Source organism: Pleurocapsa sp. PCC 7319, from assembly GCF_000332195.1.
Classification (GTDB): domain Bacteria; phylum Cyanobacteriota; class Cyanobacteriia; order Cyanobacteriales; family Xenococcaceae; genus Waterburya.
In genome coordinates this window covers 162,370-178,064 of the sequence record NZ_KB235922.1, presented here as the reverse complement: position 1 = coordinate 178,064, position 15,695 = coordinate 162,370, and the positions used below count along the sequence as shown (strand labels likewise).

The following is a 15,695-nucleotide window of genomic DNA, read 5'->3' as shown; positions in this document are numbered from 1 at the left end:
AGCGCTCTCATTGAAAACATTATTTATCACCTTTGAGAGAAATATTTATAAACCAATACTAAATACATGAAAAAACATTCAATTTGCGCAGTGGTATTAGCGATTACATTAATGTTAACAGGTTGTGATTTAAGTATTTCTAATCCCAGAGAAGAAGAGTCCAGCATAAAATTACCTGTTAAAAACAATCTAGTACTACATTTACAAGCAGATCGCGGGGTTGCAATGGAAGAAGGTCGAGTCACAGGCTGGATTGATTACTCTCTACAGGGTAACAATTTAGACGCTGTTGGCGATCCTCGCTTGATTCTTGAGGGATTGAAAGATCAACCCACAATCCATTTTGATGGCCAAGAAGATTTAGTAGAAAGCAATTTTGAACTCAAAGGTTTACCAACAGGAAACAGTGATCGCACCATGTTTATGGTCGCCAAATACAATAGCAAAGGTTATGGTGGATTTAGCTATGGCAAGCCTTCTAATAACAATTCTTTTGGCTTAGTAGTAGATAGTGAAGGGTACCTGGCGGTTCAAGCATGGGGTCAGAAAAACGATAACCTTAGCAAGGTTGATGGAAATGGCTCTGGCTGGTTGACTCAATCAGTCAAATTACAATCAGGAGTTCTCACTCACTACAAAAATGGTGTCCAGCTAAATAGTATTTCTCATGATTATAATACGATCTCTCAGCAGCTCATTATAGGTGCAGAAATAGATCGAGAACTTCATATTGATATGGAAATAGCAGAAATTATTATTTTCGCTCGTGCCTTAAATGAAACTGAACGCCAACAAGTTGAATCTTATTTGCAACAGAGGTATTTTGCCAAGTCTTAGCAACAGTAAATTGCTCGTAGTGGTTCGGTTAAAATCTGCGTAATGACTAAGTATTTAAATAAATTTTTATATATTATTGCTGGCAAACGTAACGAACTCTTGCTTTTGATCGGATTGTTTTTGGTGACATCAGTTTTGGAAGCATTTGGGATTGGTTTTATTGGTCCGTTTATTGCTTTGGCAACCGACACCAGTTTAATTCACCAAAACTCTTATTCTGAGTGGATTTACACTCAATTTAACTTTGGTTCCGAAATAGACTTTGTAGTTTTACTAGGTTTAGTAGTAGTTGCAATTTTGTGGCTAAAATCAATTTTAGGATTTAACGTACAAAAATATATTTTTGGTTTTGGCTTTGGTCAGCAAGCTGACTTGAGAACCAGGTTAATGCGTGCCTATCTAAAAGTTCCCTATACTTTTCATCTAAGTCGTAATACCGCTTCTCTAATTCAAAATATACTAAATGAAACGTTGGTTTTTGCTAATGGCATTCTTATGCCAACTTTGTTTGCAGGAGCAAATTTAGCAATTGTCATAGCATTATTAATTTTATTATTTATTACCGACGCAATTGTTACGGCAACAGTGCTAATAGTCTTACTGTTTGTATTTGCTGTTATCTATAGATTTAGAAGTAGAGTCGCCACCTGGGGAAAAGAAGCATCAGCCGCTAACAAAAAAATGGTGCAAATTATCAATCATGGAATGGGTGGTTTTAAAGAAACGCGGATTATTGGCTGCGAAGCTTACTTTGAAAAGCAACTAGATGACCAGGCACAAATGTACAAAGAAGTTGTAGAAAAGTTTCAGGCTTTTTCTCTGCTGCCAAGATATACTTTAGAGCCAGTTTTGATTAGTCTGATCATTGGTTTTACGATCATTTCCTTGCTAACAAACCAGGACTTAAATAATCTAACGGCAACCCTGGGCGTGTTTGGACTTGCTTCTGTTAGATTGCTTCCTGCTGCTAGCAATTTGATGCAATCCTATGGAGGAATTAAACGCTCTTCTTATGTAGTTGACCTCCTATACAATGATCTCAAAGAACTTGAGACTTTACACATTCAAGATTATGCAGAGTTAGGTTCAAAGTCAGAAATCAAGTTTGACAAACTGTTGTCGATAGAGAAATTAAACTACGTTTACCCCAATGCTTCTGAATTAGCTTTAGATGATATTTCAATTTCGATCAAAAAAGGAGAATCTATTGGCTTAATTGGCAAGTCTGGAGCGGGAAAAACTACTATAGTAGACATTATTTTAGGTCTTTTACCAGTTCAAAATGGCGATTTCAAAATTGATAGTATTTCTATCAAGAATAATCTTCACTCTTGGCAAAATAAAGTCGGTTACATTCCTCAATCTATTTTCTTGATTGACGATACCCTAGAACGTAATATTGCTTTTGGTGTAGAAGATCACAAAATAGATCGCTATCGATTGGAACGAGCGATTGAAGCTGCACAATTGACCGAAGTAGTAGCCAGATTGCCTCAAGGAATGAAAACTGTAGTTGGCGAACGAGGAGTATTATTATCGGGGGGGCAAAGACAGAGAGTGGGTATTGCTAGAGCCTTATATCACGAACGAGAGGTATTGGTTTTAGATGAAGCCACCGCAGCTTTGGATAATGAAACTGAATATTTGGTTAGCAAAGCAATTGAATCTCTTAGCGGCACTAAAACTATTATTATTATTGCCCATCGTTTAACTACCGTAAAACACTGCAATTGTATTTATCTTATGGAAAAAGGGCAAATTGTTAAGTCTGGTAGCTATGAAGAAGTGGTGCTAGAAAATCCAGTTTCTCATTGAAAAATTCTTAGCATTACTATGTTAAAAGATTTTAAATATATACCCAAAAAATTACTGAGATTCAGCCAGTTGGTGATCGCAACCTTGGTTGGAACAATAGTTCTTTCTATTCTTATTGCCCTACTATTACCCAATCTGAAGACCCACTGGCATTTTTCTCGCTTGCCCGTAGCGTTGGCCACTTACGATTTGTTTGACTTGGGAGTAGTTGATGCCAACTCTGACGGCAATCTGGATCTTTTTACTGTTAACCATAGTGCCACACAAAGTCTCCAGCTAGGAGATGGTACAGGGCATTTCCAAGATGTCCTTTCTGCTTGGAATCTCGCTCAAGACCGTGAATTTACGCAATTAGAAGATTCTCTCGCCCAACCCGAATTTAAAGAACCAGGACTGTATATTTATCGCCAGGATAAAGCCCTTTACTTACACGGCTATAACTTAGGTCAAAAAACTATTGCAGGAAGTTTGCAACTATCTTGGGCGGTAACAGTAGAGCAAGAAAAACTATTTTCCATGCAAATTAAGCAGGAAAATCAACCATCGAGGAAAGTAGCAACCACCATTAAGTTTGTGGCTAAGAATAATGGCTGGTTAGTAATTAGAGGCAAAGACGATATTGTCGAAATTCCCCACAAATTCAAGCTAGATCCTCAAGTTTCTCTAGCTAATATTCACATTGGAATTAATAAACTTCAACCAAACAGCCATCGCTTTAATTTAATGTGGCGCGATCGCCACAGTATGGCATGGACTGATTTAAATCAAGATGGAAAGTTAGATGTTTTTATCGGTCGTGGTGCAGTAAAAGGTCAAATTCAACAAGTCAGTGATCGCCTTGATGATGAATTAATGATTCAAACCGACGCTACCTTTAAAGATGAGATTGAAGGTTCAGGAATGAGCAAAAAAGATTGTCCTGCACGACAATCAGCTTGGGTTGATTTCAATAATGACGATCGTCTGGATTTATATGTAGTTTGTGGTAGAAATGACAAGCCGTATCATCCTAATCAACTTTGGCAACAACAAGCCGATGGTAAATTTATCGATTTTGCCTCTCAATTAGGACTGGACTTCCCCGAAGATGGTTGTTTTCGCTGGCTAGATGGGGATGGGGATGGGGATATGGATTTATTAGCAGCTAGAGAAAAAGCGATCGAGTTGTGGATCAATCGAGGAGATCGCTTCGAGCCTCACACCATAGTTAAAGTAGGAAAAGCTAAAATCATGAATTTGGCGATCGCTGATTTTGATCTAGATGGGGACCTTGATGCTTATGCAAGCTCTAAGTATGTAGAAGAACCAAATTTACTGTTAGTCAATCATGACGGCAAATTTAAAGCGGTTAACCCTCAAACAATTGGACTACCAGAAAAAGGTATTAATGGTGCTTGGGTCGATTATGACCGTGATGGCTTAAGCGATCTCCAGCTTGTTCCCCAAGGAATTTACCGTCAACTGTCTAATCACCAGTTCAAATCTACGAATCTACTGAATTTTAGTCGTAATTTTAGCGAAATAGTTAATGCTCGTGGTGTTTGGTTTGATTTTGACAATGACGGTGCTGAAGATTATTTAATAGCTGCCAAGCAAACTCCCTCTTTGCTAGAAAACTTAAAAACGAGGTTGCAAGCTAAAGACAATAAAAATGATTGGCAAAAGATCTGGCGTGCTAATTTGTATCGCAATATCAAACCTCAAAATCATTGGCTGCAAATTTCTTTGTCTGCTTCATTAGGGAATCCTCTGGGGATTGGTACGACAGTTGTAGTTACCACTTCCCAAGGAAAACAGTTACAGCAGGTAGGTAACACGGATAATTCTTATTATTCTCAAGGACATTATCGTCTGTATTTCGGTTTAGGCAAAGACGAACGAGTTAAAGCAATCGATCTTAAATGGTCTGATGGTCAAACTCAGCATCTGGAAAATTTATTGGGAGATCGTCTTCTTGTGATTGACAAAAATGTTAGCTGAACTTTTGTTGTATATATTCAAAAATCATGAAAGATATTAGTTCAAATTCTCAACTACGAAGTTCCTCCGTTAAAAGCATAGTTGAGACTTTAAAAAAACTGCGCCGACGCATGATGAAGAAAGCATGGTCAGAACCAGTTAACGAAATTACCTGGTACAATTTGCCCTGGTGGATTTATCAAACAGCTAAAACTGATTTTCGTCACTATTGCCATCAAAAGCGTTCTCTTACTACAGAAAGAATCAAAGGATTTGTACAACCTAACTTACAAGCTCCTATCTTCATTATTGGATCTCCTCGTTCTGGAACGACGTTTTTAGGTGAATGTTTGGGAACAATACCTGAAATTTCTTATCATTTTGAGCCAGTTCTGATTAAAGCTGCTGCTCGATATGTTTTCACTCAAGAATGGGAGTTGAAGCAAGCAAGCAATTTTTATCGACAAGTTTATAGTTGGCTAATGCGCTTTCAAGGAGACGGTGATCTACGTTTGGCAGACAAAACCCCTAGAAATAGTTTTATAATTCCATTTTTGGCTCAGACTTTCCCTAATGCTAAGTTTGTTCATATTATTCGCGATGGAAGAGATGTCGCTCTCTCTTTATCTAAAAAGCCTTGGTACAACAACAAATTCAATGGTTCGATTATGAGAGAACCAGGGGGCTATTTGTGTGGTTCAACACCACGTTTTTGGGTAGAGTCAGATCGTCACCATGAGTTTGCAACTACTGATAATATCCATCGTTGTATTTGGTTGTGGCGGAGATATATCGAGGCTGCGACAGAGGGTCTGAACTCTTTATCATCAGCGCAGAAATACGAACTCAAATATGAAGATTTAATCGCGCACCCAGATAGAGAAGGAACTCGTCTACTTGATTTTTTAGATATTACAACCGATGATTCTCGCTCTATTTTCCAAGAGTATTTAACAAGTCAAGCTCGGTTAGATTCGATAGGTAGATGGCAATCTAATTTGGATGCAGAAGATATTGTCCAAATAAAACAAGAAGCCTTGACTTGGCTGGAACAATATAATTATAAATTTTAGATAAATTAATTATATTTTTTAGATTATTTTTGTAACTTTTTCAAATACACAGGCTATTTTATAAATAACCAACAAATATTTTATTAATACTTTGAAAGTTATTTTTTTATCTGACTGGATTACTAATCCATATAAAGAACTATTATCAAAACATTTATCCCAGCGAGGAGTATCAGTTCGCGAATATTTATGGAGTACATTATTTGTAACCAAAGTACTCAGGGGAGGAAAGTTTGATGTCTTACATCTCCATACTCTCCATCCCTTTTTATTAGGTCAAAACCCTCTAACGAAAAGTCTTAAATTACTATTTTTTATTAGTCAGCTAATATTTCTGCGAATATTAGGAGTCCGTACAGTGTGGACTGTCCATGAGTGGTCGGATAAATTGTCTGGAGGAAAAAATAATGTATCCAATAAGGTTGCATCAATTGCCGTAAGTTATTTTTCGGGTGTGATTGTTCACTGTAAGGCAACCAAGCAAGAGATTAGTAAAATCCTCAAGATTAAGCCAGAAAAAGTTTTTGTTATTCCTCATGGTAATTATATTCATTTTTATGAGAATAAAATAAATACTTCTGCCGCTAAAAAAACTTTAAATTTACCTGACAATAACTTAGTTTTTGTTTTGTTTGGTAATGTTTATCGCTATAAAGGTGTTTTGGAAGCAATTGAGGCTTTTAAGATGCTCGATTGTTCTCAGTCATCCCTCATAATTGCTGGAAAAGTCGGTGAATCTGGTTTGGAATCAGAGATTAAAAAAGCAATTGACAACCATACTAATATTAATCTAATCGCCGAGCGTATCCCCGACGAAGACGTTCAAATCTATCTCAACGCCGCCGACTGTATCTTATTACCCTATACAGTTTATACAACTTCAGGAGTAGCTATTTTGGGGATGTCTTTTGGTAAGGTTTGCATTGCTCCTAGAATTGGCTTTTTCCAAGACGTTATAGATGATCGAGGTGGTTTTCTTTACGATCTACCCCATCAAACAGGTTTAACTAAAGCGATGAAACAAGCACTAGATAGCCGAGAAAAACTAAAAGAAATGGGGGTGCATAATTTGGCATGTATGGAGCGATGTAATTGGAATTATGTCGCCAAATTAACACTAGCAGCTTACGGTCATAGTACTCAAGATCGGAAATTAAAAGTTGTCACTCAAAAGTTAAAAGTTTAAACATTAACTGGAAATATTCAACATGACTAGCGATCGCTTATTACCTGCAATTGTAGTTGTTGCTTTTAAAAGACCATTAGCCCTACAACGTTTACTTAAAACTATTGCCAGGGCAAATTATGATACTTATGAAGAAATTCCTCTCATTATTAGTATCGATCAAGGGAATTGTCGTGAAACTGCTAGAGTTGCCCGTGATTTTGTCTGGAAACATGGTACTAAAAAAGTTATTGAACACCAAGAAAATCTGGGCTTACGTCGGCATATTATTTCTTGTGGCGATCTAGCGGAAGAGTACGGTGCAGTAATTATTTTAGAAGATGATTTACTGGTATCTCCAGAATTTTATTGTTATACGGTGGAAGCGATCGCTTTCTACCACGATCGCTCAGAAATTGGCGGTATTTCTCTTTATTCTTATGACTTTAATGAATATGCTGAAACAAAATTCATCCCTTTAGAAGATGGTTATGACAATTACTTTATTCAAACTGCCTCTTCTTGGGGACAAGCATGGACTTGGAAACAATGGTCAAATTTTAAACAATGGTATGATGCTGTGCCTAATACCGCAGCTGTAGATAAAATTGCCCCCCATAAACTAACTGAATGGTCAGAAAATTCTTGGAAAAAATATTTTATTAAATACCTGATCTCTCAAAATAAATATTTTATCTATCCGCGAATTTCTTTATCAACTAATTCAGGTGATAGCGGCACAAATCATGGAGGAGGAGGAAATTTTCAAGTTTCACTATTATTAGGTTATAAAAGATATAACTTTAGTAATTTACAACAATCTTTATCCATTTATGATAGCCATTATGAAATCAAAGCTTCCTGTCTCAAAAAGTTAAATCCCAAACTAATAGATATTGATTTTGAATGCGATTTTTATGGTACTAAAACGATAAAAAACGTTCAATCTGATCATCTATTATCAATTAAAGAATGCTCACACCCATTATCACAATATGCCCTTTCTCTTATACCTCAAGAACTAAATATTATTTTTTCCTTACCAGGAAACTGTTTTAGCTTAGGTAAAATTCAAGACTTTCAAAATATCAAATTTTCTCACACAGTTACCCAGTTAAAATACCTCCATAAAAATTTAGGTTGGGCAAGGTATAAAAATATATTAAAACAAGCTTTTATTGATTTAATTACTCGCAAAATAAATAAATTAACTACTAAAAAAATTTAGCAATAAAACAAAAAAATCATGAAAATACTTCATGTGGCATCATCTGAAGGTTCGGGAGCAGGTCGAGCTGCTTTACGGATACATCAAGGACTATTAGCTGAAGCTGTAAATTCATCAGCTATCGTACTATACAAAAAATCAGACGATCTATCCGTCAGCTCTTTAAACAAAACCACTAGTTTTTATAAACAGGCTCAAGATAAATTATCGAAGCGAATTACCAAAAAGTTTTTTAATTGCGACACTATTTTTTCGGCAAACTATACTCCTTCTTTGATTCTAAAAGAGATTAAAGAAAGAAATGCCGATGTGGTTAATCTTCATTGGATTGGGCGAGAATTTTTTAAAATAGAAGAACTGACAAAAGTACAAACTCCCTTAATCTGGACTTTGCAAGATATGTGGCCATTTACTGGGGGATGCCATTATAGCGAAGATTGCGATCGCTATACTAAATCCTGTGGTGCTTGTCCTCAGCTTGGGGGTAACAAAGAGCGAGATCTATCTCGTTGGATCTGGGAGCGCAAAACAAAAGCTTGGCAGGATTTAGACTTAACAATTGTTGCTCCTAGTAACTGGATCGCCGACTGTGCTAAGTCTAGTTCCCTATTTCGCGATCGCCGAGTGGAAGTAATTCCTTTCTGTCTCGATACCGATAAATACAAACCAGTTGATCGCAAAATAGCGAGGGAGTTACTAAGTTTACCTCAAGATAAACAACTAATTCTGTTTGGTGCATTTAGCTCCACCACAGATGAGAGAAAGGGATTTCAGCTTTTAGTTCCCGCTTTACAAAGTCTTAATCAGGATGGTTGGGGAGAATCAGTAGAGTTATTAGTCTTTGGTGCTTCTCAACCAAAAGAACCGATTGAGTTAGGTTTTAAGGCTAATTACTTAGGAAGATTTGATGATGATGTTTCATTGTCTCTTCTGTACTCGGCTGCTGACGTAATGATAGTACCGTCGATTCAAGAATCTTTTGGACAAACTGCTTCCGAATCTTTGGCTTGCGGTACTCCTGTAGTTGCTTTTGATGCTACGGGACTAAAAGACATTGTGGATCATCAGCAAAATGGTTACTTGGCTAAACCTTACGAAGTAGAAGACTTAGCTCAAGGAATCGCTTGGGTTTTAGAAGATAGGGAACGTCATCAAAAACTGCGTATTAATGCTAGAGAAAAAGCGATTGCTTCGTTCCGCTTGGAATTACAGGCTCGACGTTATTCATCTCTCTACGAGGAAATTTTAACTACAAGCAAACATCAATCTATCAGGCAGTCTGTAACTGCTATTTAATACCGCTAAACTTTTAAGATGTTTACAAAACAATTTAGTCGTGACAATTCACTCCATCGATTTGGAACAAAACCCAATGTGTCCGTTGGTCAAAAACAATTGATGTTATTCGATCTCGTGGTAGGCGGTCATCACGGCAGCTATATTCAACACTTGGTTGAATATTGGGTTAATCAAAATTTATCGAGCAAACTGCATATTGTCGTTTCACCTCGGTTTTTGGAAAGACACGCAGATGTAGCAGAGCTAATTTCTGAACATAGTTTAGAGAACATTAATTTGGTCGTAATTACATCAGAGGAAGAAGCTGCTTTAAACTCCAATGGCTCGAAAATCAAGCGTAGTTTGAGGGCTATCAGGGAATGGAATTTACTTTGTAAGTATGCCAAATCATTAGAAGCTACTCATTGTCTAATCATGTATTTTGATACCTGTTGGCTGCCTCTAGTTCTTGGTAAAAAAGCTCCTTGTGACTTTTCTGGTATTTACTTTAGACCCACACTGCACTATCGCAATTTTGCTGACTATTCAGCCTCTGGGAATGAAAAATTGCCACGATGGCGAGAGAAACTCACTTTAACTCGGATTTTGGGTCACTCTCAATTGCAAACATTATTTTGTATCGATCCTTTTGCGCCTAAATTCATTGAAGATCAATTTCAAAGTAGCGTACAAGTTTTACCTCTAGCCGATCCTGTAAAAATGGATTGCGACTCAAAGTTGCCGTTAAAAGATTTAAAGGACAAACTGGGTATTGAAGCCAACAGAAAAGTATTTCTTTTGTTTGGCGCACTGACAGGACGCAAGGGTGTTAATCAATTATTAGAGTCTATTTCTTTTTTACCACCTGAGTTATGTCGACAAATTTGTTTTTTAATTGTGGGCGAAGGCAATCAACAGCTAATTGAAGCTCAAGCAGCAAGTATTTGTCAAACCAAACCCTTACAGGTTATCAGTCATTGCCAATTTGTCCCCGAAGAAGATGTCCCCAAATATTTTCAACTATCAGATTTTGTATTAGCACCTTATCAGAGGCATATAGGTATGAGTGGCATTTTACTCTTAGCTGCTGCTGCACAGAAACCCATACTTAGTTCTAACTACGGACTAATGGGGGAACTGGTGCGACGATACTGTCTTGGCTTGGCTGTTGATTCAACTGTACCCAGAGAAATTGCTAATGGTATAGCTGAATGTTTGCACAAATCTCCAGAACAATTAGGCGATCGCCAACAAATGCTGGCTTTTGCCGAACAAAATTCCGTCGAGCGCTTTGCTCAAGTAATTTTTGAGCATTTGGCAGGTTGAATCAGCGACCTAGATATCAATTTTTTTATTTAAAATATTATGATTAGCGAAACTTTAACTGCATCGACTATCAAAAGTCAGAATAAAGCTACTCGTATTGCCATGCTCTTTCAAGGAGCAGGTCATTACTGGCAACCGATCTTAAGTGAATTTACCAGCTTGTTTCCTCAGACAACTATTTTTACTCCTTCTTGGCCAGGTTTTCTTCCTGGATTTGAAAATTCGATTGAGGTCATACAGGTAGGAAAAGTAAAAATTGTTTCTAAAGATAAATCCGCCAAAGGTTACAGTCATTCCTTTTCTTACTTGTCTCCTCGCATTATTATTCATTTGTTAAAGTATCAACCTGAAGTAGTATTTTCCACTGCTTTTTCTGTCTGGACTCTTTTAGCTTCAATTTTTAAAATTATCTTTAGGTGGCGTACAGTCGTTGTTTTTGATGGTAGTACCCCAGGGGTAGATCGTCTAGATTCTAGACTACGTTTCTTAGTACGACGTTTGATCGTTAGCCTAACAGATGCTTTTATCACCAATACTGATGCTGGCAAAGAGTATCTAACTAAAGTACTTAGAGTTGATGAGAGTCGAGTTTTTGTTCGTCCTTACCTCATACCTCATCCCAAAACTTACGCTCAAAATTCCTTAGACTTAAAGTTAGATGGAGCAAAATTACAACGTCCGATCTTTATTTGTGTAGGGAAACTCATTCCCAGAAAAGGATTATTAGAATTATTAAAAGCCTGTTATCTTCTGCAAGCTCAAGGATATGAAGATTACTCTCTACTGCTTATTGGCAAGGGATGGCAGCGTCAAGAACTCGAAGAATTTATCAAGACTCATAATCTAACAGAACAAGTCCAGTTTTTGGGTAATGTCGAATACGAACAGATGGGCAACTATTATCAGCAAGCAGACATTTTTGTCTTTCCTACCTTAGAAGATGTCTGGGGCTTGGTTACGATTGAAGCGATGATGTTTGGCAAACCTATTCTTTGTTCAAAATGGGCGGGAAGCGCCGAAATAGTCGAAGAAGGTAAAAATGGCTATATCTTCGATCCTCATACTCCAGAGAAACTAGCCGAATTAATGAGTCAATTTATCGATCGCCCTGATTTAATCAACAAAATGGGTGAAAAATCCCAACAAATTATGACCAATCACCAGCCAGAAGCAGTATCTCAATTTATGGCTGAAGTTGTTAATTTTGTGGAGCAAAAGTATTCATAACCAGCTTGATAAAATTGTTTTCAGAATGAGACTCTGCAAAACTATTTGCAAATTTTCCAGGTCAGCTATTTATAGAAGAAAATACTTATTTGGCAATCATTAATATTTATATTTAGAGGAATTACTATGTTATCTAAGCAGGAAGAGATATCAACTTATGAAGCTCAAGAAATTGAGCGTTTATTGCAAGAAAAAAAGCAATCTTTATCTTCAATGTCACTTAAAGATTTGCAACAAATGCTGGATGATGTCTGGGATCAACTAGAGTGCGATAATAATCAATTGAATTGGGACAAAATTGGTCTATTTTATAGCCATCCAGTGTGGCTTTTAAATGGTTTATTTGCCGAGCAAGATGCACTTTCAATGCAAAATCGCCGTGCGATCTCTGACTGGATCGATCTCCAAAAAGAAACCATCGGTTCGGTATTAGAAGTGAAAGTTTAGGAAAGTTAATAGCTTAATCCAATTTACACTCTTTTAACTTTCTCGAACCAATAAAACTTTATTTTTTAAAGCTTATTATCCTAATTCTAAATTATTAATTATGACTAAAGATGCTTCGAAAGAGTCTGCATACATCATCATCCCTGTTTATAATCGTCGTCAAATTACTCTATCCTGTCTGGAGAGACTCCAAAGCACTGGAGATTTATCCCGATATCAGGTAGTAGTTGTCGACGATGGCTCTACCGATGGAACAAAAGAAGCAATTGAATCTCTCTACCCAGAAGCTACTGTCATAGTTGGCGATGGCGATCTCTGGTGGACAGGAGCGATCGCTTTGGGTATGCAGTATGGCTACGAAAGAGATGCCAAATATTTCATTTGGCTCAATGATGATTGTCTTCCCGAACCCAATGCCTTGCCTCAACTGGTAGCATTTATGGAGCAGCATCCCGATACCATTGCTAGTGCCAGTTTCTATACCCCAGGAGCAACTGAACCAGCCCGTTATAGTGGTTTTCGTGGCAGAAAAGGTCAAGCTGCTCGCTCTGGAGAAACGGTAGAAGTGGAAGGAACTTCTGGGTGGTGTGTGGGAATTCCTGTTGCTGTAGTTGACCGCATCGGATTACCAGAGGTAGAGAAGTTTCCTCATTACGCTGGAGACAGTATGTATACCCTCAAAGCAACCCGTGCAGGTTTTAAAGCCCATATTTTGGGGGATGCGATCGCGACTCTAGTAGATCCAGGAACTTCCAGAGTAGATTTATTTAGCTATTTTAATCCCCAACTGACTTTAATCAATTCTTGGCATGAGCTTTTTTGGCATAAAAAGTCACCGTTCCGCCTACCAACGCAATTCTTTTATCAAATAAGGCGATACGGACTGCCTCAGGGACTTACTTTATTTTTAGGTAAAGCCTTTTTCTGGTTAGCGCAATGGGTACAACTACAAATTACTTCTCGGCTAAATTCTAAAAACTTGAATCTGGAGAAAAATGTCTAAAATCGAATCATCTACTACTTCTGATACTATTAGTTTTGCACCACAGCATCGAGGCGAATCAGACTTATTCAGTCGAGTTATTGCCGCACTAAAACAAGCAAACCATAATTTATGCGTTTTGCATGGCTATAAAAATTATCCAGAAGGAATTACTTCAGACTCAGATATAGATGCCATCTCCCAAAATCCAGAGCAAATTCCTCAGCTTCTTATCGAACAGGATGTAGCTCAAGTAGTCCAAGTATTACAACACGAGACAACTGCTTTTTCTTATATTCTTTGTCGAGAATATGAAGGAAACCCAGCTTTGATTCAGCTTGACGTATCTAAAGATTATCGTCGCAATGGACGGGTATTCTTCCAAGGAAAAGATTTTTTATCCCAAAATCGACCTTATAAGTTTTTTAGCGTACCCAAAGCCGAACTGGAATTTGCCTACTATTTAGTTAAGAAATTGGCTAAAGGTGCAATGGATGAAAGCCAAGCACAACGATTAAGCGAACTATATCAAGAACAGCCAGACAAATGCGATCTCCAACTAAAGCATTTTTTGCCTGAAGTTGAAGCCAAATTAATTGCTGAAACTGCTAGCAGTGGAAATTGGCAACCAGTGTATGAAGATATTCAGAATTTAAGATCGGCATTACTAGGAAAAGTGGGACGAGCAAATCCGCTCGAAGTCTTGCATTTTTGGGCAGGTGAGCTAGTACGGATAATTAAGCGCATTCGGCAACCAACAGGATTGATGGTGGTATTTCTTGGCGCAGATGGCTCTGGAAAAAGTACGGCGATCGCGGAAATTCAAGAAAAGCTAACTCCAGTCTTCCGCCAAACCCAATATATACATTTACGACCAAAACTAGGATTAGGAAAAAGTGATAATAGCCCCCCAGTTTTAGATCCTCACGGTCAACTCCCTCGAAGTTGGCTAACTTCTACTCTCAAGTTATTTTATTTTCTAATTGATTATTCTATAGGCTATATTTTTCAAATTTATCCCCAATTAGTGCGATCAACTTTTGTTGTATTTGATCGTTACTATCACGATTTATTAGTAGATACTAGACGCTATCGTTATGGCGGTTCTAACTGGTTAGCAAAACTAGTAGGATGGTTGATTCCCCAGCCAGATTTGTGGATTTTGCTGGATGCACCAGCAGAAGTCTTGCAAGCTCGAAAACAAGAAGTTTCCTTCGAGGAAACAGCAAGACAACAGGAAGCTTATGTGAAGTTGGTTCGCAGTTTACCTAACGGTTATATCGTCGATGCTTCAAGGACAATTGAGGAGGTTGAGTCTGAAGTGGAAAGTATTGTCCTGAGTGAAATGACCAAGCGTACCGCCAAGAGACTTGGGCTTAAAAATCTGTGAAGCAAAGGCAACTGCGTAAATTTTTTTTCTAAAAATCTTTTTTAGTTTCGCAAAGATTTAATATTGAGTTTAAATATATGAAATTTAAGTTAAAAGCATCATTATTGAGAAGAATTACCCAAAAATTGCCTCTTACAGGAAGTATTATTCGTCAGTTTTTAAATCAATACGACGAAATAATCACATTTCCTGATATGCCAGTAGTCGTTTCTACGAAGGACAACTTGTGCATGTTTGAAATTAGAGATTGTCGAGAATATTCTCAGCAGAGTTTATATTTCTTAGGGTATTACGAATTGCGTGAAACTCTCTTGTTTAAGAAACTTCTGCGCCCTGGAGATACTTTTGTAGACATTGGGGCTAACTTGGGTTACTTTAGTGTACTTGCAGCTCATCATGTGAGTCCATCAGGAAGCATAATATCTTTTGAACCTTCTAGTTACCTATCCGAATATTTACAGCAGAATGTAAAAAATCTTAATAATAGTAATTTAACTATTATGACTAAATTGGAGAAATTAGCATGTTCTGATGAAAATGGTTATGCAGTCATGAGAGGTACTTTAAAGAGAAATTCAGGGTTGGGTAGCATCATGCCCATTACGAACAAAAGTGAAGATTTTGGCTCAGAAAAAGTTAAAACGACCAAATTTGATGATTATTATCTACAGTCAAATTTAGATAAAATTAGGCTTATAAAGATTGATGTAGAAGGAGCAGAGCTTAAGGTACTGAAAGGCATGAAAAATATATTAAAGCAAAGAGTTGTTGAATATATTATTGTTGAAGTCAGTGATGCTCGCTTGCAAATTACAGGTAATAGTAGTGCAGAATTATTGACTCTTTTACGTGATTGCGGTTATCACCTATCTCGCATAGGCCTGTTTGGAACGAAACCATTAAAAGTTAACGAAACAGTCAACTTTGCCAATATCCTTGCTGAGAAATCGTATAGACACTCAAAGTAG

The 15,695-nt window shown here is 37.4% G+C and carries 13 protein-coding genes; all 13 read left to right on the top strand.

The features are described from left to right. The first annotated feature begins 66 nt into the window (after positions 1-66). The 13 genes from PLEUR7319_RS0104985 to PLEUR7319_RS0104925 all read left to right on the top strand — a co-directional run bounded on the left by PLEUR7319_RS0104985 (position 67) and on the right by PLEUR7319_RS0104925 (position 15,695). Positions 67-837, top strand: coding sequence for a hypothetical protein (locus tag PLEUR7319_RS0104985; protein WP_019504104.1), 771 nt, complete (start codon positions 67-69; stop codon positions 835-837). A 42-nt stretch (positions 838-879) separates the two neighbouring features. After that, entirely contained in the window at positions 880-2,652 is a 1,773-nt protein-coding gene (locus tag PLEUR7319_RS0104980; protein ID WP_019504103.1) for an ABC transporter ATP-binding protein, read from the top strand. Between the two features lie 18 nt (positions 2,653-2,670). After that, positions 2,671-4,632: a CRTAC1 family protein gene (locus tag PLEUR7319_RS0104975; protein ID WP_019504102.1), complete on the top strand. Its 1,962-nt coding sequence runs from the start codon at positions 2,671-2,673 to the stop codon at positions 4,630-4,632. A gap of 26 nt (positions 4,633-4,658) precedes the next feature. After that, the gene (locus tag PLEUR7319_RS0104970) at positions 4,659-5,684 is read left to right on the top strand and encodes a sulfotransferase (protein WP_019504101.1); all 1,026 of its coding nucleotides are present in this window, start codon (positions 4,659-4,661) and stop codon (positions 5,682-5,684) included. Between the two features lie 91 nt (positions 5,685-5,775). Continuing rightward, on the top strand, positions 5,776-6,870 hold the full coding sequence (locus tag PLEUR7319_RS34325; protein WP_019504100.1) for a glycosyltransferase family 4 protein: 1,095 nt from the start codon (positions 5,776-5,778) through the stop codon (positions 6,868-6,870). Between the two features lie 22 nt (positions 6,871-6,892). Next, the gene (locus tag PLEUR7319_RS34320; protein WP_019504099.1) at positions 6,893-8,077 is read left to right on the top strand and encodes a glycosyltransferase; all 1,185 of its coding nucleotides are present in this window, start codon (positions 6,893-6,895) and stop codon (positions 8,075-8,077) included. 18 nt (positions 8,078-8,095) lie between these two features. Further along, on the top strand, positions 8,096-9,373 hold the full coding sequence (locus tag PLEUR7319_RS0104955; protein ID WP_019504098.1) for a glycosyltransferase family 4 protein: 1,278 nt from the start codon (positions 8,096-8,098) through the stop codon (positions 9,371-9,373). 18 nt (positions 9,374-9,391) lie between these two features. Then, a complete protein-coding gene (locus tag PLEUR7319_RS0104950) occupies positions 9,392-10,681 on the top strand; it encodes a glycosyltransferase (RefSeq protein WP_019504097.1) in 1,290 nt (429 codons plus the stop codon). Between the two features lie 39 nt (positions 10,682-10,720). Then, positions 10,721-11,908: a glycosyltransferase family 4 protein gene (locus PLEUR7319_RS0104945; RefSeq protein WP_019504096.1), complete on the top strand. Its 1,188-nt coding sequence runs from the start codon at positions 10,721-10,723 to the stop codon at positions 11,906-11,908. A gap of 126 nt (positions 11,909-12,034) precedes the next feature. Next, positions 12,035-12,355, top strand: coding sequence for a hypothetical protein (locus PLEUR7319_RS0104940; protein WP_019504095.1), 321 nt, complete (start codon positions 12,035-12,037; stop codon positions 12,353-12,355). Positions 12,356-12,455: 100 nt separating this feature from the next. Beyond that, on the top strand, positions 12,456-13,358 hold the full coding sequence (locus PLEUR7319_RS0104935) for a glycosyltransferase family 2 protein (protein ID WP_019504094.1): 903 nt from the start codon (positions 12,456-12,458) through the stop codon (positions 13,356-13,358). After that, on the top strand, positions 13,351-14,727 hold the full coding sequence (locus PLEUR7319_RS0104930; protein ID WP_019504093.1) for a hypothetical protein: 1,377 nt from the start codon (positions 13,351-13,353) through the stop codon (positions 14,725-14,727). Before PLEUR7319_RS0104935 ends, PLEUR7319_RS0104930 begins: the two co-directional genes overlap by 8 nt. A gap of 77 nt (positions 14,728-14,804) precedes the next feature. After that, positions 14,805-15,695 carry an FkbM family methyltransferase gene (locus PLEUR7319_RS0104925; RefSeq protein ID WP_019504092.1) on the top strand — a complete coding sequence of 297 codons (891 nt, stop codon included), beginning with the start codon at positions 14,805-14,807 and terminating at the stop codon, positions 15,693-15,695.

Bases quoted from the DNA above. Each gene is read 5' to 3' on its own strand.
- PLEUR7319_RS0104945 (WP_019504096.1), top strand. From the start codon at position 10,721: ATGATTAGCGAAACTTTAACTGCATCGACTATCAAAAGTCAGAATAAA.
- PLEUR7319_RS0104955 (WP_019504098.1), top strand. From the start codon at position 8,096: ATGAAAATACTTCATGTGGCATCATCTGAAGGTTCGGGAGCAGGTCGA.
- PLEUR7319_RS0104985 (WP_019504104.1), top strand. From the start codon at position 67: ATGAAAAAACATTCAATTTGCGCAGTGGTATTAGCGATTACATTAATG.
- PLEUR7319_RS0104930 (WP_019504093.1), top strand. From the start codon at position 13,351: ATGTCTAAAATCGAATCATCTACTACTTCTGATACTATTAGTTTTGCA.
- PLEUR7319_RS0104980 (WP_019504103.1), top strand. From the start codon at position 880: ATGACTAAGTATTTAAATAAATTTTTATATATTATTGCTGGCAAACGT.
- PLEUR7319_RS0104950 (WP_019504097.1), top strand. From the start codon at position 9,392: ATGTTTACAAAACAATTTAGTCGTGACAATTCACTCCATCGATTTGGA.
- PLEUR7319_RS0104970 (WP_019504101.1), top strand. From the start codon at position 4,659: ATGAAAGATATTAGTTCAAATTCTCAACTACGAAGTTCCTCCGTTAAA.
- PLEUR7319_RS34320 (WP_019504099.1), top strand. From the start codon at position 6,893: ATGACTAGCGATCGCTTATTACCTGCAATTGTAGTTGTTGCTTTTAAA.
- PLEUR7319_RS0104940 (WP_019504095.1), top strand. From the start codon at position 12,035: ATGTTATCTAAGCAGGAAGAGATATCAACTTATGAAGCTCAAGAAATT.
- PLEUR7319_RS0104975 (WP_019504102.1), top strand. From the start codon at position 2,671: ATGTTAAAAGATTTTAAATATATACCCAAAAAATTACTGAGATTCAGC.
- PLEUR7319_RS0104935 (WP_019504094.1), top strand. From the start codon at position 12,456: ATGACTAAAGATGCTTCGAAAGAGTCTGCATACATCATCATCCCTGTT.
- PLEUR7319_RS0104925 (WP_019504092.1), top strand. From the start codon at position 14,805: ATGAAATTTAAGTTAAAAGCATCATTATTGAGAAGAATTACCCAAAAA.